Annotated in this window: 20 protein-coding genes and 1 tRNA gene; 7 read left to right on the forward strand and 14 right to left on the reverse strand. The window is 61.6% G+C overall.

Annotated features, from left to right (window positions below; all coding sequences use genetic code 11):
• Positions 1-18: 18 nt before the first annotated feature.
• A complete protein-coding gene (locus tag NAP1_RS12115) occupies positions 19-456 on the forward strand; it encodes a biopolymer transporter ExbD (protein WP_007165597.1) in 438 nt (145 codons plus the stop codon).
• A 76-nt stretch (positions 457-532) separates the two neighbouring features.
• Here the strand turns inward: NAP1_RS12115 and NAP1_RS16035 are convergent, their stop codons facing one another.
• The 6 genes from NAP1_RS16035 to NAP1_RS12145 all read right to left on the reverse strand — a co-directional run bounded on the left by NAP1_RS16035 (position 533) and on the right by NAP1_RS12145 (position 7,350).
• Positions 533-1,300 (reverse strand): nucleotidyltransferase domain-containing protein, encoded by a 768-nt coding sequence (locus tag NAP1_RS16035; protein ID WP_007165598.1) that lies wholly within the window; start codon positions 1,298-1,300, stop codon positions 533-535.
• Positions 1,301-1,303: 3 nt separating this feature from the next.
• The gene (locus NAP1_RS12125; protein ID WP_371170592.1) at positions 1,304-3,805 is read right to left on the reverse strand and encodes a ligase-associated DNA damage response DEXH box helicase; all 2,502 of its coding nucleotides are present in this window, start codon (positions 3,803-3,805) and stop codon (positions 1,304-1,306) included.
• Positions 3,806-3,876: 71 nt separating this feature from the next.
• Positions 3,877-4,719: a DUF2059 domain-containing protein gene (locus NAP1_RS12130; protein WP_007165600.1), complete on the reverse strand. Its 843-nt coding sequence runs from the start codon at positions 4,717-4,719 to the stop codon at positions 3,877-3,879.
• A 14-nt stretch (positions 4,720-4,733) separates the two neighbouring features.
• Complete coding sequence (gene pgmG, locus NAP1_RS12135; RefSeq protein WP_007165601.1) at positions 4,734-6,149, reverse strand: phosphoglucomutase/phosphomannomutase PgmG; 1,416 nt, start codon at positions 6,147-6,149, stop codon at positions 4,734-4,736.
• Positions 6,150-6,210: 61 nt separating this feature from the next.
• Positions 6,211-6,534, reverse strand: a complete 324-nt coding sequence (locus NAP1_RS12140; protein ID WP_007165602.1) for a J domain-containing protein — start codon at positions 6,532-6,534, stop codon at positions 6,211-6,213.
• A gap of 3 nt (positions 6,535-6,537) precedes the next feature.
• A complete protein-coding gene (locus tag NAP1_RS12145; protein ID WP_007165603.1) occupies positions 6,538-7,350 on the reverse strand; it encodes a division plane positioning ATPase MipZ in 813 nt (270 codons plus the stop codon).
• Positions 7,351-7,436: 86 nt separating this feature from the next.
• Between NAP1_RS12145 and panC the strand changes: the two genes are divergently transcribed.
• The 6 genes from panC to NAP1_RS12175 all read left to right on the forward strand — a co-directional run bounded on the left by panC (position 7,437) and on the right by NAP1_RS12175 (position 13,138).
• On the forward strand, positions 7,437-8,294 hold the full coding sequence (panC, locus tag NAP1_RS12150) for a pantoate--beta-alanine ligase (protein ID WP_007165604.1): 858 nt from the start codon (positions 7,437-7,439) through the stop codon (positions 8,292-8,294).
• 29 nt (positions 8,295-8,323) lie between these two features.
• Complete coding sequence (locus NAP1_RS12155; protein ID WP_007165605.1) at positions 8,324-9,376, forward strand: DUF475 domain-containing protein; 1,053 nt, start codon at positions 8,324-8,326, stop codon at positions 9,374-9,376.
• A gap of 56 nt (positions 9,377-9,432) precedes the next feature.
• Positions 9,433-9,506 (forward strand) — tRNA-Gly (locus NAP1_RS12160).
• Positions 9,507-9,570: 64 nt separating this feature from the next.
• Complete coding sequence (cysD, locus tag NAP1_RS12165) at positions 9,571-10,473, forward strand: sulfate adenylyltransferase subunit CysD (RefSeq protein WP_007165606.1); 903 nt, start codon at positions 9,571-9,573, stop codon at positions 10,471-10,473.
• Positions 10,473-12,389, forward strand: a complete 1,917-nt coding sequence (gene cysN / locus NAP1_RS12170; RefSeq protein ID WP_007165607.1) for a sulfate adenylyltransferase subunit CysN — start codon at positions 10,473-10,475, stop codon at positions 12,387-12,389. Before cysD ends, cysN begins: the two co-directional genes overlap by 1 nt.
• Positions 12,390-12,400: 11 nt before the next feature.
• Positions 12,401-13,138, forward strand: coding sequence for a 3'(2'),5'-bisphosphate nucleotidase CysQ (locus NAP1_RS12175; protein WP_156777268.1), 738 nt, complete (start codon positions 12,401-12,403; stop codon positions 13,136-13,138).
• Here the strand turns inward: NAP1_RS12175 and NAP1_RS12180 are convergent.
• The 8 genes from NAP1_RS12180 to pepN form a co-directional block, all read right to left on the reverse strand.
• On the reverse strand, positions 13,118-13,714 hold the full coding sequence (locus NAP1_RS12180; protein ID WP_007165609.1) for an OmpA family protein: 597 nt from the start codon (positions 13,712-13,714) through the stop codon (positions 13,118-13,120). The two genes, NAP1_RS12175 and NAP1_RS12180, sit on opposite strands and share 21 nt — an antisense overlap.
• Before the next feature lie 13 nt (positions 13,715-13,727).
• Entirely contained in the window at positions 13,728-15,605 is a 1,878-nt protein-coding gene (locus NAP1_RS12185; protein WP_007165610.1) for a sodium:proton antiporter, read from the reverse strand.
• A 55-nt stretch (positions 15,606-15,660) separates the two neighbouring features.
• Entirely contained in the window at positions 15,661-16,197 is a 537-nt protein-coding gene (locus NAP1_RS12190) for an adenine phosphoribosyltransferase (protein WP_007165611.1), read from the reverse strand.
• Positions 16,198-16,327: 130 nt separating this feature from the next.
• Positions 16,328-17,182 (reverse strand): cytochrome c1, encoded by an 855-nt coding sequence (locus NAP1_RS12195; protein ID WP_007165612.1) that lies wholly within the window; start codon positions 17,180-17,182, stop codon positions 16,328-16,330.
• A gap of 47 nt (positions 17,183-17,229) precedes the next feature.
• Positions 17,230-18,606, reverse strand: a complete 1,377-nt coding sequence (locus NAP1_RS12200) for a cytochrome b/b6 (RefSeq protein ID WP_007165613.1) — start codon at positions 18,604-18,606, stop codon at positions 17,230-17,232.
• A gap of 59 nt (positions 18,607-18,665) precedes the next feature.
• Positions 18,666-19,214 (reverse strand): ubiquinol-cytochrome c reductase iron-sulfur subunit, encoded by a 549-nt coding sequence (gene petA, locus NAP1_RS12205; protein WP_007165614.1) that lies wholly within the window; start codon positions 19,212-19,214, stop codon positions 18,666-18,668.
• A gap of 243 nt (positions 19,215-19,457) precedes the next feature.
• The gene (gene pgeF, locus NAP1_RS12210) at positions 19,458-20,261 is read right to left on the reverse strand and encodes a peptidoglycan editing factor PgeF (RefSeq protein WP_007165616.1); all 804 of its coding nucleotides are present in this window, start codon (positions 20,259-20,261) and stop codon (positions 19,458-19,460) included.
• Positions 20,254-22,908, reverse strand: coding sequence for an aminopeptidase N (gene pepN, locus NAP1_RS12215; protein WP_007165617.1), 2,655 nt, complete (start codon positions 22,906-22,908; stop codon positions 20,254-20,256). The genes pgeF and pepN overlap by 8 nt, the downstream gene beginning before the upstream one ends.
• Positions 22,909-22,944: the final 36 nt, after the last annotated feature.

Genomic DNA, 22,944 nt, shown 5'->3' on the forward strand with positions numbered 1-22,944 from the left:
GATTAAGGAGTAACTGACATGGGTATGTCCGGAGGCAAGCTCGACGGCGAACCGATGATCGACATGAACATGACGCCGCTGATCGACGTTTTGCTCGTTCTGCTGATCATGTTCATCATCACCATCCCGGTGGCAACGCACTCGGTCGATATCGACCTTCCGCAGGGCGATCCGCCGCCGACTGATGTCATCATCGACCCGATCAAGAACAAGCTCGTCCTGACGCAGGACGACCAGATCCTGTGGAACGGCGAAGCCGTGAATCAGGGCCAGCTGGTCACCCTGCTTGCAGAGACAACGCAGATGGCGACCGAACCAGAGCTGCAGTTCGAGCCGGAAGCGCTCGCCAGCTACGACCTTTCAGCCAAGGTGCTGCAGGTCATCAAGAGCTCGGGCGTGACGAAGTTCGGCTTTGTCGGCAACGAAAAGTATCGCCAGTTCGGCTCGGGTTCGTAAGCACCCGCCAAACAGGCAAACGAAACAAGGCGCTGCGGGAAACCGCGGCGCCTTTTTTGTTACACGGGCGCCCGGCCTAAAGCGCAGCGATTGCGAGCTCCACGAAGTTTCGGGCCGATCGTATAGGGGGAGCGGCGCTTCTATCCCGATGCCTATACCCCAATGCCTCGGCGACGACCTCCTCATTCGGATGAACTTCGAGCCAACACTTCGCGCCCTCCGACTTCGAGACGATTTCTCCGGTCTCGGCCGCATGGAGCGACCGCGCTGCATTCAGCACTGCATTGACGATTCCCTGCCCGCTCGGCTCGCCCCGCAGCTCATTGCGGTGCCAGACCAGCTCTCCCATCAGGGCGGCCCGCAAAGCCGACATCTTTATCGGAGAAAGAACTTCGCACGGCGGCTGACCCACCAGCGCCAGACCTGCCTGTCGGCACAGCTGCATATGGACGAGAATATCGCTGGTGGTGCCGTCCACTTCGACCGCAGTCCCCCATTCCACCCCGGTCGACAGCGCGAAATCATATGGCATCGCCTCGACAGGTGCGCGCACCGCATCCGCACTGCAGAGGATCAGCTCCAGCCCAAAGGCTGGTACCGGCAAGGCCTCGTGACTGAGGCCCACCGCAAGCCGCTCGCGCTGCGCGGGACGCAAAGGCCCCGACACGACACCCAGAACATCGAGGTCGCTCGACCCGGCCTGAAAGTCATCCTGAACCACAGATCCATGAAGGTAGAGGGCGATCAGGTCGTCGCCAAGAATCTCGCGGTGAACGCTAACCACTTTCTTCAGGTAAGCGGGGATCGCCGAACCTGCGGGGAAAAGCCTGGCGGGATTGTCCAACCGCTAATCCCCTTCAAGCATCTCGGCCTCGCGCGGGTCGATCCGCATCGCCTCGCCCGCGAGGCTTTCGGCTTCGAGCAGCAGCTCATCATCGACCGCGCCCTGAGGCACAGCTTCGCGGCCGATCATGGTCATGACGGGCACGGCCAAAGGCGAAACCCGCTCCAGCTCCACATGCACCAATTCATGTTGCGAACGCTCAAGCAAGTCGGCGAGCCTGCCCACATCCGTCATTCGCGCGCGTGCATCGGCCCATGCGGCTTCGAGCAGGACGTGGTCGGGCTCGTATTTCTTGAGCACATCGTAGATGAGGTCGGTCGAAAAGGTGACCTGCTTTCCGGTCTTGCGCTTGCCGGGATGCTGGCGCTCGACAAGGCCGCTGATCACCGCGACCTCTCGGAATGCGCGGCGCAGGAGGTGGCTTTCAGTCACCCACTCGGTGAACTCGCCAGCCAGAATATCGGGAGAGAGAAGCGGCTTGGGATCGGTCACCGGCTTCAATCCCCAGACCGCGAGGCAGTAATCGTTCGCGACGAAGCCGCCGGGCATCAACCCGCGATCCTCCATCCGGCGCGTCACCAGCATGCCGAGCGACTGGTTCGCGTTCCATCCTTCGAACGTATAGTAAGTCGTGTAATGCTTCTTCGCGTGCGGAAAGCTTTCGACCAGCAGCTCTCCCGGCCTCGGCAGGCGACTGCGATAGTCCTGCACTTCGAGCCATTCGCGCACATCGTCGGGAAAGCGCCCCCAGCCCGCGCGATCGTCCAGCATCGCCTGCACGCGGGTTGCCAGATGCGTTGTGAGCGGCAGGCGCAGGCCGCCATAGCTCGGGATCGTCGCGCTGGTCTTGGCCGCGCGCACGATCAGGTCCATGTCCTGCAGCTTCTCGACCTCGAGGCTCATCCCAGCAAAGAAAAACGTGTCACCCGGCGAAAGCTGCGCGGCGAAGCGCTCCTCGACTTTGCCGAGCTGCCGCCCGTTCTTGAAGCGCACGACCAGCATTTCGGAATCGACGATGATGCCTGCATTCATCCGGTGGCGCTGCGCCTGGTTCGGATGAGTGAGCCGCCACGTGCCGTCCTTAAGGCGCACAATCCGCTTGAACTTGTCATAAGCCCGCAGCGCATAGCCGCCGTTTTCGACAAAGCGCAGCACGCGCCCCAGCCCCTCGGCATCGAGCCACGCGTAGCTCAGGGCGCTGCGCAATTCTGCGAGCATGTCATCCTCGTGAAACGGCCCCGCGCAGGCGCAGGCCATGAGGTGCTGCGCGAGCACGTCGAGCCCGCCTTCACGGAAATCCTCACCGTCGCGCATGCCTTCATCGACCGCGTCCTTCGCCGCCATCGCTTCGAGAAATTCGAAACGGTTGCCGGGCACGAGCATGGCGCGGCTCGCGGTGTCGAGCCGGTGGCCCGCCCGCCCGATGCGCTGGAGCAGGCGCGAAGAGCCCTTGGGCGCGCCCATCTGCACGACGAGATCGATATCGCCCCAGTCAACGCCGAGATCGAGGCTGGCAGTGCACACCAGCGCGCGAAGCTCGCCCGCCGCCATCGCATCCTCGACCTTGCGCCTCGCCTCTTTGGAAAGGCTCCCGTGGTGGACGCCGATGGGTAGGTTATCGTCGTTCTCCTCCCACAGGCACTGGAAGATGAATTCAGCAAGGAAACGCGTATTGGTGAAGACGAGCGTTGTGCGATTGGCCTTTATCGCTTCCATGAGCTGCCCGACCGCCCAGCGCCCGGCATGCCCGCCCCACGGCACGCGCTCCTCGTTGGGAAGCAGGATCTCGACCTCGGGCTCGGCGCCCTCTTCGCCCAGCACCAGATCGGCGGCGTGAATTTCGCCGGTATCATCGGCGGGCTGCGGGGCGAGCCATTCCTGAAAGCTGAGCGGATTGGCGAGCGTTGCGGAAAGCGCGACGCGCTGCATGCCCGGCGCAATGGTCTGGAGCCGCGCGAGGGCGAGCGCCAACAGGTCGCCGCGCTTGCCTGTTGCGAAAGCATGAATCTCGTCAATCACCACCCGCTTGAGGCTTGCAAACAGCTCGAAGCTTTCGGGGTAAGAGAGCAGCAGCGACAGGCTCTCCGGCGTCGTCAGAAGCACATTGGGAGGCTTGGTGCGCTGGCGCTTTTTACGGTCCGAAGACGTGTCGCCGCTGCGTGTCTCGACCGTGATCGGCAGGCCGATTTCCTCGATCGGTGTCAGCAGGTTGCGCTTCACATCGTGCGCGAGAGCCTTCAGCGGCGAGACGTAGAGCGTGTGCAGGCCTTCGGGCGGCGGCGCTTCGTTCGAAGGCGCGAAATCGCACAGGGTCGGCAAAAAGCCCGCCAGCGTCTTGCCCGCGCCGGTATCAGCCACCAGCAACGCATCGCGCCCGTCGCGCGCCTTGGCGAGCATGTCGCTCTGGTGACGCCGGATGCGCCAGCCGCGCGCGTCGAACCAGCCCTGAATCTCAGGTGGAACCGCGATGCTGGAGGCGCGGGGAGAGAGAGCGGTCTTGGTCACTGTGCCATCAAAGATGGCCACCGACCGCCCCGCCGACAAGGGTGCAGAATCTCAGACCTTTTCGGTCTTTGCTACTTGCCCTTGGGTGGCGGAGCAGTCTGCGATGCAGGCTCGCTCGCAGCGAGGTCCTCAAGTGAGACGCCCAGGAGCGTTGCAAGCTTGTCCTGCTCTGCTGGCGAGAGATCCGAGAAGGTCCGACCCTTGGGGTAGCGCGACGCGATATCGCCAATGTCGCCCATCATTGCCGGCATGGCTTCCATCACCGCGGGCATCATCTGGTTCATCGCAGACATGACCTGCGGGTCCGCGTAAATGAGGAAGCTTTCCGCTGCATATTTGCTGCCAACGGGCGTTGCGAAATAGGCGTCGAGTTCGGAAAGCTCAGCCTCGGTAAACCGCACCGCGTAAGCGCGCGCGAGGCCCGCACGGTAGCTTGGCTCGATCTGGACCACGATGTCGCTGATAAGGCTCATGGTCATGCCCGCGATTTCGGCGTTGCGGGCCTCGGCGTTCGGGTCGAGCAGATCGACCGCTGCTTCTAGCCGCGTTTCGTCGACGCTGCTCAGTTCGCTTGGCGGAAGGCCGGTGAGCTCGAGGAGTAGCATGGCGGGCGAGCCAGTGATGCTGCCGAGCATCGAGTCCATCATCGGCGCCATCGTCTCGTCCATCATCTTGGCATAGGTGCCTTCGGGGAAGAGCTTGAGCACCACCGACTGCGCCATCGGGACGCGCGCTTCCTGGTCTGCGGTCAGCGGTTCGGCGGTCCCGAACATGTCTCCGAACAGGTCACCCATGGCGCTGAGTTCGCGCTCGACCGCCTCGTTGGATGTGTCGGTGTGAGCATCGGCAAGAGCCGGTGTCGCGGTCAGCGCGGTGACGCTGGCCAGAGTGGCGAATACGAGACCTTTCAACATGCTTCGTGCCTTCCTTAGTGACCCACGCTCTCACCGCGCTCGAGGCCCGAGAGCGACAATTGCTCGTCAATCTGCGCGATCAAGCGCTCAAGACCGTCTTCGCTGTCGCTCTCGGCGCGGGCGACCAAAACGTCCTGCGTGTTGGAAGCGCGCAGCAGCCACCAGCCATCGGCGGTGTTCACGCGCACTCCGTCAGTGGTGTTGACCTCTTCGACGCCTGCTCCGGGATTGGTGGTCATACGCTCAGAAATCTCGGCCATGGCGGGGAACTTGCGCGCCTCGTCGACCTGGAAACGCATCTCGGGCGTGTTGAGCATGTCGGGGATCGCGGATTTGAGTTCGGTCACCGATTTCCCCAATCGCGCCGAGGCCGCCAGCAGACGGACACCGGCATAAAGCGCATCGTCGAAGCCGTAATAGGTGTCGGCAAAGAACACGTGCCCGCTCATTTCGCCTGCGAGCGGCGAGCCTGTCTCCTTCATTTTGGACTTAATCAGCGAGTGGCCGGTCTTCCACATCAGCGGCTCGCCGCCATGTTCGGCAACGTGATCGAACAGCGCGCGCGAGGCCTTCACATCGGCGATGATCGTTGCTCCCTTGCGGGTCTTGAGCAGGTCCTCGGCGTAGATCATCAGGAGCTGGTCGCCCCAGATTACGCGGCCCTCGCCGTCGATCGCGCCGATGCGGTCGCCGTCGCCGTCGAATGCCACTCCGAAATCGAGTCGCTTCTCCGCGACGAGAGCGCGCAGATCCTCCAGATTCTCCTCAACGGTTGGATCAGGATGGTGATTGGGAAAATGCCCGTCGACTTCGGTGAAAAGGAGGTGATGCTCCCCCGGAAGCCGCGCGGCCAGCGCCTCGAGCGCAGGGCCGGCAGCGCCGTTGCCAGCGTCCCAGCCAACCTTGAGCGAGGAGAGGACCGCGGTGTCGATCCCGTCGAGCCCGGCAAGCATCCGCTCGACATAGGCGTCCAGAATGTCGAGCGACGTGACGCTCCCCGCACCATCCGTCCAGTCGCCCGCAGCGGCCAGTTCCCCGAGCTTTTGAATATCGCTCCCAAAAAACGGACGGCCCTGAAAGACCATCTTGAAGCCATTGTAATTGGGGGGATTGTGGCTGCCAGTTATCTGAATGCCGCCATGTACCTCTTCGGATGAGGCTTCGGCGAAATACAGCATCGGGGTCGCGCTCATGCCGATCCGCACCACGTTGCACCCGCTTGCGGTGAGCCCTTCGACCAGCGCGTGTTCAAGCATGGGAGAACTGACGCGCCCGTCATAACCAACCGCCACCGTCGATCCGCCGTCACGCACGAGCAACGTCCCGAAGCTGCGCCCGATTGCGCGTGCATCATCCGGGCCCAGCGTCTCGCCGATTATACCGCGGATGTCGTATTCGCGCAGTACGGTTGGATCGAATTGGTGGTTCATCTGTCAAAAGCCTTGAGTGTGAAAGTATTGAAGTAAGCAAAGCGCTTGCCGCGCAAATGTGTCAATCTTGCGATGGGTCATCGCGGATTGTTTCGACCTCGCCCGCCGGCAATTCGCCGAGCAGGACATCGCGAGCATCGTTGGCCTCGTGCACTTCTGCGTTCGAGCCGCCGCGATCGGGGTGGACCATCGCAATCCTGCGCTTGTGCGCTGCCATGATCTCTTCGCGGCTGGCCCCCTGCTCCACATTCAGAAGCTTGCGCGCGTTGAGGACGACCTGCGAGCGCGAGGGCTGCAAGCTCATATATTGCCACGGCCAGCGACCCAGCGCCCAGCGGCACAGGATGCAGATCAGGATCAGAATAACCGCGATGCGCAGCAGCATGGCTCAGGCAGGCTCCAGCGGGGTGTCGGCGCGGGCAAATTCAGGCAGCTTCAGCGCCTGGACCAGAGCGCGAAGCTCCTGACGCGCAACAATATGGCTGGTACCGAGATCGCCCAGATGTCCCTTGTCGAGCAACGTCAGCCCTGAAGGAAACAGCTCACGGAAAATCACACGCTCCGACAGGCCGTGGGCGACGCGGAAGCCGACGCGTTTCGACATTTCCTTCAGAGCGCGCTCGATACGCGCCATGTTGCGCGCCTCGGTGTAGCCGGTGCGATTGCGCACGACGATCCAGTCCATTTCCGGGCGCTTTTCGGTGATCGCCGCCTTGGTGCGCTTCATGCGCTGTTCCCAGATGAGCTCGGCGAAGAATGAGAGCTTCTTGACCTTGAAGGTCTCTGCATCGACCTGGCCGATGAGGTCGAAATCGACGAAGCTGTCATTCATCGGCGTGACCAGCGTGTCCGCATGCTCAACCGCGGTGCGCGCCAGCGGATCGTCGCGGCCCGGATTGTCGATGACGAGGAAATCGCAATCGGCCTCAAGCGTGCGGATCGTCTCGACCAGCTTTTCGCTGTCGCCCTTCAGGAACACCTCGCAGGCAGGGGTGGGCAGGTTGATCTTGCGCCGCCGCATCGTGTGGAATCGGTTCTCCATATAGCGATGCGAGGTGCGCTGGCGCGGATCGAGATCCAGCATCGTCACACGCGCGCCCAGATAGGACAGCGCCACAGCGACATGCACCGCCGTCGTCGACTTTCCGGTGCCGCCTTTCTCGTTGGCGAAGACAATCCGGTGGGCGGTGTTGCGAGACATCGGGAGATATTTCCTAGTGCGGGGTTTGGCGAATGGCGGCCAAGGGGTAAAGCGACGCTGCTGACAATATCGGAGGGTCTTGAGGCGTGCAAACTGCACATACGCTCGATGTGTTGAGAACGCAGGTCGCAAAGCTGCGCGGTAGCGACGGGGCGACCATTGGCCTCGTGCCGACCATGGGCGCGCTGCATGAAGGGCACCTGACCCTGGTGCGCCGCGCGCGCGAGGCTTGCGACCATGTCGTTGCGAGCATTTTCGTCAATCCGACGCAGTTCGGACCGAACGAAGACCTCGACGCCTATCCACGCCAATTGAAGGAAGACGCCGCCATGCTCGAGGGCGAGGGCTGCGCGCTTTTGTGGGCGCCGGACGTCGAAGCCATGTATCCCGACGGCTTCGTCACGAACATATCGGTGAGCGGGGTGAGCGAGGGGCTGTGCGGCGCTGATCGTCCCGGCCACTTCGACGGGGTCGCGACGGTCGTGAACAAGCTCTTCAACCAGGTGCAGCCTGACCTCGCCTTCTTCGGCGAGAAGGATTTTCAGCAGCTCGCCGTCATCCGCGCCATGGCACGCGATCTCGATCTCACGCACCCGCATGTCCTCTCGATCATCGGAGTGCCGACGGTGCGCGAGGTGGACGGCCTCGCCATGTCGAGCCGCAACCGCTACCTCTCGCCCCAGCACCGCGAAGCCGCCGCCACGCTTCCTCGCGCCATGAAAGAGGCGATAGCCCGGATCGAGGATGGGCAGGAAGTGCAGCCGACACTGAATGCACTTGAGGATGAACTACTGGGCGCAGGCTTCAGCAGCGTCGATTATGCCGTGCTTGCAGATGCCGCTTCCCTTGCGCCTCTGACAGGCCTATCTGGCGCCGCAGCGCGGCTTCTTGTCGCGGCACGAATTGGCGGCACGCGGCTCATCGACAACATGGCGGTGGGCTAGGTGATCCGCTCTAGGGACACGATTTAGCGATGTTGAAGCACTTCTGGGGATCGCTCCTCTTCACTGCTGTCTGCCTTGCGCTTGGCGGATGGTATGGCTGGGCGCTGCACGGCACGATTGGCGGGATGCTGTCGATCCTCTGGATCTGCGCGGTTCTGGCCGTGCTCGAAGTGTCGCTGTCGTTCGATAACGCCGCCGTAAATGCCTCGATCCTCAAGGACATGGACCCCGTCTGGCAGCAGCGATTCCTCACTTGGGGTATCGCCATTGCCGTGTTCGGAATGCGGATCGTGTTTCCGATCGTGATCGTGATGGTCGCAGCCAGCCTCGGCCCGATTGACGCGGTGCGCCTCGCACTGAGCGATCCGGCCGAATACCAGCGCATCGTCAGCGACGCGCATATCGGCCTCATGGGCTTTGGTGGCGCGTTTCTGGGAATGGTGGGGCTCAAGTTTTTCTTCGATGCCGACAAAGAGCTGAACTGGATCGCCTCGATTGAGCGCCCGCTGGCCAAGGTTGCCGATATCGAAGCCATCTCAATCGGGCTTGTGCTCGCCGCCACCTGGGCGACATCGACCATGCTTGCCGACGCTGACGCTCTTACTTTCATCATCGCGGCAATTGGCGGTCTGCTGACATATCTCGCGGTCGAGATCGTCAATCACGTGCTCGAGCCGCCCACCCCGTCCTCCGGCGACGTTGCCAAGGCGGGTTTTGGCGCATTCCTTTATCTCGAAGTGCTCGATGCGAGCTTTTCGTTCGATGGTGTGATCGGCGCGTTCGCGCTCACCAACAATCTCATCATCATCGCCATCGGCCTTGGCATTGGCGCCATGTTCGTGCGTTCGATGACGATCTTCCTCGTGCGCAAGGGAACGATGAGCGAGTACCGCTATCTTGAGCACGGCGCGTTCTACGCGATCCTCGCGCTCGCGACGATCATGTACATCAACACCTTCTCGCATATCCCCGAGGTCATCACCGGCCTGATCGGAGCGGTCCTGATCGGTCTTGCCTTCTGGTCATCGGTTCGCGCAAACCGCGCAGAGCTTCGGGGGCCGACGGGCGAAGTGATTGGCTGAAGCATTTTCTTGACGAGCGCCGCGTTATAATGGCAATGGCGCTCCCTCGAAAGCGGGCGGGTATAGCATAGTGGTAATGCTCCAGCCTTCCAAGCTGGCTAGAGGGGTTCGATTCCCCTTACCCGCTCCAGAGCTTGCCCTTGCACAAACTTTTCTTGGCTTGTGTTGCCACGCACACCCGCTAGCTGGGTTTCATGCGTAGTCTGACCCACCTCGAGCGGCTCGAAGCCGAGAGCATCCATATATTCCGCGAAGTCGTAGCCGAGGCTGAAAACCCGGTGATGCTGTATTCGGTCGGCAAGGATTCGAGCGTCATGCTGCACTTGGCGCGCAAGGCGTTCTACCCATCGCCGCCACCCTTCCCGATGCTGCATGTCGCAAGCGGATGGGACTTTCAGGCGCTGCTCGATCACCGCGACAAGACGGTCAAGGAGTACGGGCTCGAACTGATCATCGCGCAGAACGAAGACGCCGAGGAACAGGGCATCAACCCGTTCGACACCGGCAGCGCGCTTTATTCGCAAGCCCAATTGACCGATCCGCTCAAGAAAGCGCTGACCGCACACGGGTTTGATGCGGCCTTCGGTGGGGGTCGCCGCGATGAGGAAAAAGCGCGCGCAAAAGAGCGCGTATTCAGCTTCCGCACGGCAAGCCATCGCTGGGACCCAAAGAACCAGCGCCCTGAACTCTGGAACCTCTACAACGCGAAAAAGAACAAGGGCGAGAGCATCCGCGTCTTCCCGATCTCGAACTGGACCGAGCTCGACATCTGGCAGTACATTGCGCTCGAAAAGATCGACATCGTCCCGCTTTACCTGTCCTCCAAGCGTCCCACGGTGACACGCGACGGGCTGCTGCTGGTCGTCGATGATGATCGCTTCCGCCTCGAAAAAGGCGAGGAACCGGTCGAGCGTTCGGTACGTTTCCGCACGCTTGGCTGCTACCCGCTCACCGGCGCAACCGAGAGCGAGGCGACCGACATGAACGCGATCATCCAGGAAATGCTGCTCGCGACCGGGTCGGAGCGTCAGGGCCGCGCGATCGACAAGGGGCAATCCGCTTCGATGGAAGACAAGAAGCAGGAGGGCTACTTCTGATGAACAAGGCTGACTCCAGCTTCCAGACCGATGCTCTTATCGCCGAGGACATAGACGCCTATCTTAAGCAGCATCAGCACAAGAGCCTGCTGCGCTTCATCACTTGCGGCAGCGTGGATGATGGCAAATCGACCCTGATCGGGCGTCTGCTCTACGATTCCAAGATGATCTTCGAGGACCAGCTTGCGAGCCTCGAAGCCGACAGCGTCAAGCACGGCACGCAAGGCCAAGAGATCGACTTTGCATTGCTGGTCGACGGCCTTGCTGCAGAGCGCGAACAGGGCATCACGATCGACGTCGCCTATCGCTTTTTCACGACTGAAAAGCGCAAGTTCATCGTCGCCGACACGCCGGGACACGAGCAATACACCCGCAACATGGTCACCGGTGCATCGACCGCAGACCTTGCGGTGATCCTCGTCGATGCTCGCAAGGGCGTGCTCCAGCAGACGCGGCGGCACAGTTACATCACCCATTTGCTCGGCATAAAACATCTGGTGCTGGCGGTGAACAAGATGGACCTTGTCGATTACGATCAGGCCACCTTCGATAGGATCGTTGCCGACTATTCCGAGTTCGCGAAGGAAGTCGGCATCGAAGACTTCACCGCGATCCCGATCTCCGGGTTCAAGGGCGACAACATCACTTCCTCGCCCTCCGCGAACACGCCATGGTACAATGGCCAGGCGCTGATCGAGCATCTCGAGACCGTCGAGGTCGCGAACACCGCTGCGCAGGAACGCTCGTTTCGCATGCCGGTTCAGTGGGTCAATCGCCCCAATCTCGACTTCCGCGGATTTGCGGGGCAGATCACCGGCGGCACGATCAAGCCGGGCGACACAGTGCGCGTTGTGCCTGCCGGCAAGACCAGCACAGTCAAGACTGTCACGACCTTCGATGGCGACCTTGAAGAAGGCGTTGCGGGCCAGTCGGTCACGCTGACGCTTGAGGACGAGGTCGATTGCTCGCGCGGTGACGTGATTGCGGCGGCAGGCGATCCACCCGAAGCCAGCGACCAGTTCTGCGCGACATTCGTGTGGATGGACGAAACCGCGTTGAAGCCGGGCCGTGGATACTGGCTCAAGCTCGGCAGCCAGATGGTCACGGCCACTGTTCAGCCACCCAAATACGAGATCGACGTGAACAGCCTCGAGCACCTCGCGGCCAAGACACTAGAGTTGAACTCGATCGGTGTCGCCGAATTCGCGACCGACCGACCGATCACGTTCGAGCCTTATTCCAAGAGCCGACAACTTGGCGGGTTCATCCTGATCGACAAGTTCACCAACGCGACCGTTGGCGCAGGGATGATCGAATTCAGCCTTCGCCGAGCGCAGAACGTGCACTGGCAACCGACCACGGTCACCCGCGAAGAGCATGCCGCGCTCAAGAACCAGGTGCCGCGCGTGCTGTGGTTCACCGGACTTTCGGGCTCGGGCAAGAGCACCATTGCGAACGAGGTCGAAAAGCAGCTTTCGCTGATGAACCGCCACACCTTCCTGCTGGACGGCGACAATGTCCGTCATGGGCTGAACAAGGACTTGGGCTTCACCGAGACCGACCGGATCGAGAACATCCGCCGCATTGGCGAGGTTGCCAAGTTGATGGCGGACGCTGGCCTCATCGTGCTCACCGCCTTTATCTCGCCCTTCCGGGCCGAGCGGCAGATGGTGCGCAGCATGCTTCCCGAAGGCGAGTTCATCGAGGTGTTTGTCGACACCCCGCTTGAAGTCGCTGAGCAGCGCGACGTGAAGGGTCTTTACAAGAAGGCTCGCTCCGGTGAGCTCAAGAACTTCACCGGCATCGACAGTCCCTATGAAGCGCCCGAAAACGCAGAAATTCGCGTGAACACCGTGGACATGACGCCGGTCGAGGCTGCCGAATACATCATCAGCCAGATCATGCCGCTCAAATGAGTGCGGAGACGATGACCGACGCCGAGCTTGCCGCGCACTTGGCCGAAGTGGCCGGGCGCATCCTGCTCGATGTCCGCGCTAGCGGGATGTTTGAGGGTAAAGCGCTGGGCAAAGCGGGCGATGCGACCGCGAACGAATTCCTGTGCCATGCGCTTCGTGCGGCGCGGCCCGATGACGGGCTGCTTTCGGAGGAGGAAAAGGACGACACAGCGCGCTGTTCGATGAGCCGGGTATGGATCGTCGACCCGGTCGACGGCACCCGCGAATATGGCGAGCAGCGCAGCGACTGGGCGGTCCATGTGGGCCTTTCGGTCGATGGCGCCGCGACGGTTGGCGCAGTGGCGCTTCCGGGCCTTGATGGCGGCACGGTCCTTCGCACTGATACAATCGCACCGCTCAAGGATGCCGCCGACAATCCACGCTTCCTAGTCAGCCGGACCCGGCCAGCAAGAGAAGCGACGGCGGTTTGCGAGCAGATGGGCGGCGAGCTTGTCGCCATGGGCAGCGCGGGCGCAAAGGCGATGGCCGTTGTGCGCGGCGAGGCTGAGATCTACCTCCATTCAGGCGGCCAGTACGAATGGGACAGCTGCGCACCGGTCGCCGTCGCTGCAGCGCATGGCCTGCATTGTTCGCGCATCGACGGGTCGCCGATCCGCTACAACATGGCCGACCCTTACCTGCCCGACCTGCTTATCTGCCGCCCCGAATATGCCGAGCGCGTGCTCGAACTAGTTGCTGCTCTCGACTGAACCGTCCGCTTCGTCGGCATCAGGAACCACCACCAGCACCTCGACCCGGCGATTGAGGGCGCGGCCTTCTTCATTGGGTGAACCATCGGGAAGCGCGTTGGGCTCAGCGGGGTTTTGTTCGCCGAAGACGATCACGTCGATCCGGTCTTCGTCCACGCCGCGCTCGATCAGCCATCCTGCTACTGCGAGACCGCGCGCCTCGGCGGCACGCTCATTCGCACTGTCGCTTCCGTCGCTGTCGCTGTGCGCGCCAAGGACAATTGGTCCGCCCAGCGCGATCTGCTCTGAATTCGCGATCTGCTCGAGCGCTGCGAGCGCATCATCGTCCAGTTCGGCGCCGCCATCGGGAAAGCCCACGGTCAGCTCGAACGAGGAAACCGGCGCAGCGGGAAGCGGGGGCCCATCAATGTCGGCGCGCAGGATCGAAACGGGTGCGGTAGGCTGCGCCCCCTCAAGAGGGCTTTCGGGCGCTGTTTGCGTTTCGCCAGCGTCCTCGTTGTCGTTGTTCGCCTGACATGCGCTCAAGGCTCCAAGGCCAAAAAGCGCGATCATCGCGGCCCGGTATTGCATCTTCATCCTCTCATTCGTCCTAAGTCGCTTGCGGTCTTGGCCTGACCTCTGTGGCTTTCGGATCGGTATCTTCCTTCGGATTAGCCCTGATTTGCGGGGGTGTGAAACTCACGATGGTGTCGCCGGCGCGCGGCTCGGGCCGCGCGGCGTGCGTGAAGAAGCGCAGCGTTCCGGATTTCCGAACCAGCAACAGCATGGTGCCGGTGTCGGACAGCTTCAGCTGCGCATCCTCGAAATCGAACTCTTCGGACAGTTTGGTCTTCTTGAAAACCCAGCCCTGCTTCTGCTTGTCGTTGACCTCGTCGACGCCATAGCCGCTTTCGAACAAGGCGCGGCCGCGCAGCGAGAGCGGAAGCGCGTGTTTGTCATCGCCATCGGCGCTCTCGCCAAGCTGATAGACCGAATCGCGGCCCATCTCGTGCGCGAATTCGTTGCAGACGAGCGTGTTGTACGCCTCGTTATCGGTCGCAGCGACGAGGACCTGAAAAGGTGACAGGTCGAGATTGTGCTCGGTCGCCTCGTTCAGGATTTCGCCGTGATAATAGGGCAGCCCCTCACGCCGGGCTGCGCCGAGGCGTTGCCAGCTCTGGTCGACAATCATGACGGGCGTGTCGAGCGCGCTCATCTGCCGTGCGAGCGCGATGGTCCACGGTGTCGAGCCGACGATCAGCAGCCCTGGGCGCGAGGATCCCTTGACGTTCAAGAGCCGCGCGACGGGTTCGATCGTAAAGCCGTGGGCGATCACGGTCACGACCACCACGGCAAAGCTCAGGCCGATCAACAGTTGCCCGCCCTCGATACCAAGGTCGCCGAGGCGCAGCGCGAAGAGGCCCGAGATTGCGACCAGCACGATCCCGCGCGGCGCGATCCATGCGACGAATATGCGCTCGTTCCACGGCACGTCGGAGCCGAGGAGGCTGACCAGAACGGTGATTGGTCTGACGACAAACAACAGCGCCAGCAGGAACAGGATGAAGCGCTGACCGACCGATTCCATCGGGTTGAGGTAAGCGAGATCTTCCAGCGACAGGCTGGAGGCGAGCAGGATGAAGATGCCCGACACCAGCAGGACCGCAACATTCTCCTTGAACGGATGGATCGACCGGATGCTCGACACTTCGCGGTTGGCGAGCGTCACGCCCATAACGGTCACTGCGACAAGCCCCGCTTCATGTTCGATAAGGTTGGTGAGCACGAAGACCGCGATGACGACAACGAACAGCACCGGCACCTTGAGATATTCGGGTATCGCTCCGCGCGGGAACAGATAGGCGATCATGCGCGCAGCCGCGTATCCGATGAGCCCGGCAAGGATCGCAGCAAAGATCAGCGGGGGCACAACATCGACGAGCGAGGCGTCAGGGAATTCGTTGATCCTTCGGAAGTATTCGTAAGCGATGACCGCGCACAGCGCGCCGGTCGGGTCGTTGACGATGCCCTCCCACTTTAGGATCGAGTTGGGCCGTGTCTGGATGTTGGACTGGCGCAGCAGCGGGATCACCACGGTGGGCCCAGTGACAATCAAAATACCGCCAAACAGCACCGCGACAGGCCAGACGAGCCCTGCAATGTAGAACCCTGCCAAGGCACCCAGCGCCCAACCGACGAGCACGCCGATTGTCGCAAGCCTCCACACCGCCTTGCCCGAATGCCTCAACTCTCTCAGGTCGAGGCTTAGCCCTCCCTCGAACAATATGAGCGCAACCCCGACGCTTATCATCGGGTCGAGCAATTCTCCGAAGGCCGATTCAGGGTCGATCAGCCCCGTGATCGGCCCGGCGATAAAGCCTGCCGCCAGCATCAGGACGATCGCAGGCCAACCGGTGCGCCAGGCAACCCATTGGGCGCCTACGCCCAATGCGCCAACTGCTGCAATCACCACGGCTTGCGATTCCATCGAGATAGCTAAGGCCCTTTCAGCTTGATTGCGGGCAGGATGCCTGCGTTTGGCGTCACTCGCCTTCGAAGTGCATCAACGCTTCAACCGCCACTTTGGCTCCACGCAATTTTTCCGCGCCGCCCAGATCGGGCAGGTCGATGACGAAAAGCGCTTGCTCCACCACCGCTCCCGCCATGCGAATGAGCTCTGCAGCGGCGAGCGCCGTGCCGCCGGTCGCAATCAGATCGTCGACGATGACGACCCTCTCTCCAGCGGCAACCGCTTGCGGGTCCATTTCGAGACGGTCGGTCCCGTATTCAAGGGCGTAGTCGATGCCGATGGTGTCGATCGGGAGCTTGCCGGGCTTGCGAATCGGAACGAAGCCGATGCCGAGCGCTGCGGCGACAGCCGCACCGAAGATGAAACCGCGCGCTTCCATTCCTGCGATTTTCTGTGCGCCGCCTGCGCAAGCCTTTGCAGCAAGATGCTCGACGCTGGCCGACAGCCCCTCAGCATGTCCGATCAGCGTGGTGATATCGCGGAACTGGATGCCGGGTTCGGGAAAGTCGGGCACTGTCCGAACCAGCGCCTTCAGCGCCTCAGGTGTCATGTTTGAAGCGCTCACACTCGTCCCCTCAAGTCACTGAATCCGCCGGCCTCAAAGCACGAGCGCCCCACCATCCGCAAGCGATGATGGGGCGCTTCGCCGAAAATCAGTGCCTCTTGGCTAAGGCGCTCGATCAGATCTTCTTTTTCTTGGTCGCCCAGACTGTCTTGTACGACAGGAAGCCGAGGATCGTGGCGAACAGCAGGAAGCCGATCACGAACCAGCCGGTCTGCTTGCGCTTGATCAGCGATGGCTCGCCCGCCCAGGTCAGGAACGCGGTAACGTCGGCTGACATCTGCTCGGTCGTCGCTTCGGTGCCGTCGGAATAGCTGACGATACCATCGAGAAGCTGCGGCGGCATGGCGATGTTGATGTTGTAGAAGTACTCGTTGAAGTACAGGCCCGGAGGCGTTTCGAAGTTCGGCGACTTGGCCACGTCCTCGGGATCGGGCTCGTTATAGCCCTGCATCAGCGAGTAGACGTAGTGGACGCCGTCCTTGCGCGCCTTGGTGATCAGCGACAGGTCAGGCGGGATCGCGTTGTTGTTGAACGCGCGCGCTTCGATGTCGTTGGCATAGGGGCTCGGGAACTGGTCGGTCGGGAGACCCGGACGTTCGATGACCGAGCCGTCCTTTTCGTCGATGCCCGGAACCATCCAGGTCGCCGCTTCCGCGCGAACTTCGTCTTCGGTGTAGCCGATCTGTTCAAGGTTACGGAACGCGACATACTTCAGGCTGTGACAGGCCGAGCAGACTTCCTTGTAGACCTGGTATCCGCGCTGGAGCTGTGCGTAGTCCCAGGTGCCGAGCGGTCCGTCGAAAGCGAACCCGCCCTCAGGGGCGATGTTCTCTTCCTGGAAAGCATAATAATCGGGCTTTTCCGGGAAGCCTTCGCTCGTCAGCGTGAAGAGGCCGGGCGCGAGCGACCACAGCAGCAGGACCGCCGTGAGGCCGAGGCCGAGGATGATGCCTCCAAGTCGAATGGTCATGACCTAACTCTTTCTCGTTATCGGGTCAGTGAATGGTGTTGGCTCGATTACTCGGCCGGCTGCAGCGAACCGTCGGTGTCGCCACCGGGAAGCGGCTTGACCACTTCGCCCGGGTTGTCACCGCCGCCCGACTTGCCGCCGGGGGTGTCGTCGCTGCCAAGTACAGCCTGCGTGATCGAGAACGGCAGCGGCTTGGGCACTTCGATCTGACTGATAATCGGCAAGATCACCAAGAAGTGAAGGAAGTAGTAAGCCGTGAAGATCTGGCTGAGCACGATGTAGGGCTCTTCAGCCTTGGCGCCGCCAAGGTAGAACAGACCAGCCATGCAGGGCACGAGGCCGAACCAGAAGAACTTCTTGAACAGCGGACGATAGGAGCCCGAGCGAACCGGGCTCTTGTCGAGCCACGGCAGGAAGAACCACACCAGGATCGAGCCGAACATCGCGATCACGCCAAGCAGCTTGGCTTCGATCAGTACGATACCGGTAAACGGAATGGTGAGGTCGCCGGTGAAGGCACGCAGGATCGCGTAGAACGGGTAGAAGTACCATTCCGGAACGATCAGCGCCGGGGTCGAAAGCGGGTTGGCTTCGATCCAGTTCTCAGCGTGGCCCAGCGCATTGGGAGCGAAGAACACGATTGCCGAGAAGAAGATGAGGATGAGACCCAGAAACCAGCCGTCCTTCGCCGTATAATACGGGTGGAACGGAACGGTGTCGCTTTCCTGCTTCACTTCGACGCCAGTCGGGTTCGACGAGCCTGGAATGTGAAGCGCCCAGATGTGCAGGATCACGGTGCCGGCAATGATGAACGGCATCAGGAAGTGCAACGAGAAGAAGCGATTCAGGGTTGAGTCGTTCGGCGCATAGCCGCCGACCAGCCAGATCTGCAGCGGCTCACCGATGAACGGAATGGCGCCGAACAGACCGGTGATAACCTTCGCACCCCAGAAGCTCATCTGGCCCCAGGGAAGGACGTAGCCCATGAACGCGGTTGCCATCATCAGCAGGAAGATGACCACGCCGAGCAGCCAGATCATCTCGCGCGGAGCCTTGTAGGATGAGTAATACAAGCCGCGGAAAATGTGCATGTAGATGACGACGAAGAAGAAGCTTGCGCCGTTGGCGTGGGCGTATTTCAGCAGCCAGCCGTAGTTCACGTTGCGCATGATGTGTTCGATCTGGCCGAACGCAACTTCGGTGTTCGCGGCATAGTGCATCGCGAGGACAACGCCGGTGATGATCTGGAACACGAGGAAGAAGCCGGCGAGCACGCCGAAGTTCCACATGTAGTTTAGGTTGCGCGGAACCGGATAGCCGGCACCCACTGCGTTGTAGACCAGCCGCGGAACCGGAAGCTTTTCATCAAGCCACTTGGTGAAGTCGTTCTTCGGTTCGTACTGATTTGCCCAGGCGAAGCTCATAATGATCTCTTGCTTGTTCTCAGCGATAAATTTTCAGGTGCGCGTTCAGGTACGAACGATCACCCGACACGGATGGTTGTTTCGGTCGTGAAACTGAATTCTGGCACTTCGAGGTTGGTCGGTGCAGGGCCCTTGCGAATGCGGCCGAGCGCATCGTAGTGCGAACCGTGGCACGGGCAGAAATACCCGTCGAACTCACCCTTGTTCTCGCCTTCGGCAGCACCAAGCGGCACGCAGCCAAGGTGGGTGCACACGCCGAGATTGATGAGAATGTCCTCGTTTCCGACGCCAAGTCGATCTTCGAGCGTCTGCGGATCGCGCAGGCCGCCTGCGTCGATTGCATTCACTTCTTCGATTTCTTCAGGCGTCAGGCGCTTCACGAAGAGCGGCTGCTCACGGAAAACGGCCTTGATCGACTGACCCGGCTCAAGCGAGGAGACGTCGACGTCAGTCGTACTCGCGGCGAGCACGTCTGCGGTCGGAGCCATCTGGCTGATCAACGGGAAGAGAACGGACGCACCGCCGACACCGGCCGTGCTGACAGCTGCAATGTGGATCCAATCGCGGCGACGAACGCCCTCTTCGGTACCCTCTGCAGTGGAAGCCATAACGTATTACCCTGCTCGTTTTGCCACGAAGCGCATTTGCTCTTCGTGGCTTCAGTTGAAACTCTTCGCCCCGTCCGGCGCTAGAGCCATGGTGAATATCCCGGCCGGCTTCATAACGCTCCTTCGAGCGGTCAGTTCCGGCTGTTGGGCGCGATATACGGCAATCTCGCAAGAATCCAACCGTGTTTTGAACACTGCCTGTTCGTTCTCGTGCAAGCCGCGCAAAACCGCCCTGAGCGGCCTTTAGGTGCGAGGCAAAGCTATCGCGCTGAGCTGCCGTCCATAGGTTGGCTCGCCCGCCTGGCTCGCACGGCGATAGGAATAATACCTGTTCTCAAGCACATGCGTGTCGCTGCCGACCCATCCGACCCGCGACAGGCCCGCTTCACGCAAGCGTGACAGGATGAAAGCCGGTAGGTCGAAATGCCACCTCTCCTTGCCTTCACGCTCGGGGGCCGAGGCGAAAAAGCTGTCCTGCGACGCATCGAAATGCTCGCGAAACACGGCGTCGACTTCGTAACTCTCCTGAGCGATCGTCGGACCAAGCGCAGCCGCAATCCGCTCACGATTGGCGCCCAGCGCTTCCATCGCGGCGACGGTGTTTTCGAGCACGCCATTGTGCGCGCCGCGCCATCCCGCATGCGTAGCGCCGATCACACCCGCTTCGATATCGGCGAACAGGATCGGGCCACAATCGGCGGTAACGATGCCGAGCACGACGTCATCACGCTTGGCCACGACGGCGTCGGCGACCGGGCGGTTGAGTTCCTCATCAGCCCATTTGCGCGTTCCTGGCGTGCCGATCGTCACGACTTCGGGCGAGTGGACCTGATGCGGAGCCATCAGCGGCGCGCCGGGGCGTATCGCATTGGCCGCAGCCGCGCGCAGTTCGCGGATGTCGCGCACATCGCCCGGCCCGCCATAACCGAATTGATGCGCGCCGCCTGCATGGCCAAAGAACCCGTGCGGCACCCCTTCGAGCACGTCGCTGCGCGCGATATCGAACGGGGTGTCCTTCGCGCTCACGGGTTCGCCGCTATCACCCATCGAGCGAACGGCTGACTTGCTCGTAGGTGTCGCGCGAAAGGTTCTTGGCTTCCGCAATCCGTTCAAGCTCGCCCTTCATCAGCGCGGCTCGCTTAGGCTCGATACGCCGCCAGCGACCCAGCGCCGATACGAAGCGCGCAGCCGTTTGCGGGTTGATCGGATCGAGCTCGAGGATGACGTCAGCGATCATGCGATACCCCGCCCCGTCCGCTGCGTGGAAGCCTTGCGGGTTGCCCGCAAACGCCATGTAGAGCGAGCGCACGCGGTTGGGGTTTTTCATCGTAAAGTCCTTGTGCTCGGCAAGCACCTTTACCTGCTCGATCACATCGGGATGAAGCGAGAGCGCCTGAAGCGTGAACCACTTGTCGACCACCAGAGCGTTGTCGGAATAGCGCTCGTAATAGTCAGCCAGCCGCGTCTCGCGCTCGGGGCAATCGAGACCTGCGAGCGTCATCAAGGCGCCCTGCCGGTCGGTCATGTTGTCGGCCTTGTCGTATTGATGCGCGGCAAGCTCAGCCGCCTTGGCAGGATCGCTCGCTGCGGCAAAGCCCAGCACCACGGTCTTCACCTTGCGCGCGCCGCGACCGGCCGGATCGTCGAAACCGACCTTCTCGGCGCGGTCGTATAGCGCGTGAAGCTCGCTTGCGCATTCGCGACCGATTGCCGCCTTGAGCGCCTCGCGCGCCTCGTGAATTGCGCCGGGGTCGGCTTTTTCCTCGCCGCTCGCCATCGCTTCGAAGAGGTAGGTCTCGCTCGGCAGCATCATCAACTCGCCGCGCATCGCATCGTCGAGCGCTTCGTCGGTGACGATCGCTTTCATCGCCTCGATGATCGCGGCCTCGCCTTCACTGGAGCCTTTGCCACGCGCTGTCGCGACGAGATGCTCGACGGCCAGCTCCTGCATCGCCTCGTAGCGCGCGAAAGGATCATCGTCCTTTGCAGCCAGGAAAACGAGGTCTTCGCGCGCCAGTTCGCGCTCGATCACCACCGGAGCGGTGAAGCCGCGGTTGATCGAGACGACCGGGTCCGCACCAGCAAGCGGAAGCTCAAAGCTGCCTTCTTCCTTGTCGAGCACGATCAACTGCTCCTCGCCCAGCGCCCCGCTCGCACGGCTGTGCACCGCAACGCGCAGCGGGATTGGCATCGGCTGCTTGTTGATCTGTCCCGGTGTTGCCGGAAGCACCTGTTTGAGCGTCAGGACGAGAGCGCCGTCCTTCTCTTCCTGCATAACGTGGATGCGAGGGGTGCCCGCTTGCGAGTACCACAGACGGAACTGCTCAAGGTCGAGGCCTGCGCCGTCCTCGATCGCCTTGACGAAATCCTCGCAGGTTGCCGCTTCGCCGTCGTGGCGGTCGAAATAGAGATCGGTGCCCTGGCGGAAGCGCTCGACCCCTGCCATCGAACGCATCATGCGGATGACCTCGGCGCCCTTGTTATAGACCGTCGCGGTGTAGAAGTTCGAAATCTCGCGATAGCTGTCCGGGCGGATCGGATGCGCCAATGGCCCGGCATCCTCTGGGAATTGCGCCGCGCGAAGGATGCGCACATCCTCAATCCGCTTGACCGCTTCGCCTTGCATGTCCTGCGAAAACAGCTGGTCGCGCAGCACGGTGAAACCTTCCTTGAGGCTCAGCTGGAACCAGTCGCGGCAGGTGATGCGGTTTCCCGACCAGTTGTGAAAGTATTCGTGCGCGATCACGCCTTCCACACCGTCGAAATCGCCATCGGTCGCTGTATCGACATCGGCAAGCACGTATTTGGTGTTGAAGACGTTGAGGCCCTTGTTCTCCATCGCCCCCATGTTGAAATCGCTGACCGCAACGATGTTATAAAGGTCGAGATCGTATTCGCGCCCGAAGACCTCCTCGTCCCACTTCATCGAGCGGTGAAGCGACTGGAGCGCGTGGTCGGTGCGCGCGAGATCCTCCTTGCGGACCCAGATATTGCATTCGACTTCGCGGCCCGATGCGGTGGTGAAAGGTCCGCTGTTAGCGACCAGATCGCCTGCGACCAGTGCAAAGAGGTAGGAAGGCTTGGGCCACGGATCGAACCACTCGGCAAAGTGGCGGCCATTACCCTTGTCGCCCTCGGCCTCCTTATTGCCGTTACAAAGAAGGATCGGGAATTGCTCTTTCGAACCCTCCATCCGCACCCGGTAGGTCGAAAGGACATCGGGGCGGTCCGGAAAGAAAGTGATGCGGCGGAAGCCTTCAGCCTCGCACTGGGTGCACAGCATGCCGTTCGAGGCATAAAGTCCCATCAGCTGGGTGTTGGCGCTCGGATCGATCTCTGTGACGATCTCGACTGTGTGAGTATCGCCGGAAAGCGTTAGGACGAGATCGGCCCCATCCATCTGCCAGTCGTCTACCGCTTCGCCATCGACCGTGACGCCGAGCGCGGTGAGGCCGTCGCCATTCAGCCGCAGCTCGCTCGATGCCTCTGCTGCCGGATTGCGTTCAACTGACAGTTTTGAGGTGATCCGCGCCTTCTCGATCCCGAGGTCGAAGTGCAAATGGGTCTCAAGAAGTAGCCAGGGATAGGGCTTGTAATCCTCTCGCCGGATCACCGGCGGCTCATGCGGCGTAGGCGCTGCATCGGCGAGTTCGGGGTTGCCTTCGGGGTTCGTCGGGTTCGTGGCGATATCCATAAGTCTCGATTTAAGTTGATTTGAGGGCGGGTCCAG

This window comes from Erythrobacter sp. NAP1 (assembly GCF_000152865.1).
Taxonomy (GTDB): domain Bacteria; phylum Pseudomonadota; class Alphaproteobacteria; order Sphingomonadales; family Sphingomonadaceae; genus Erythrobacter.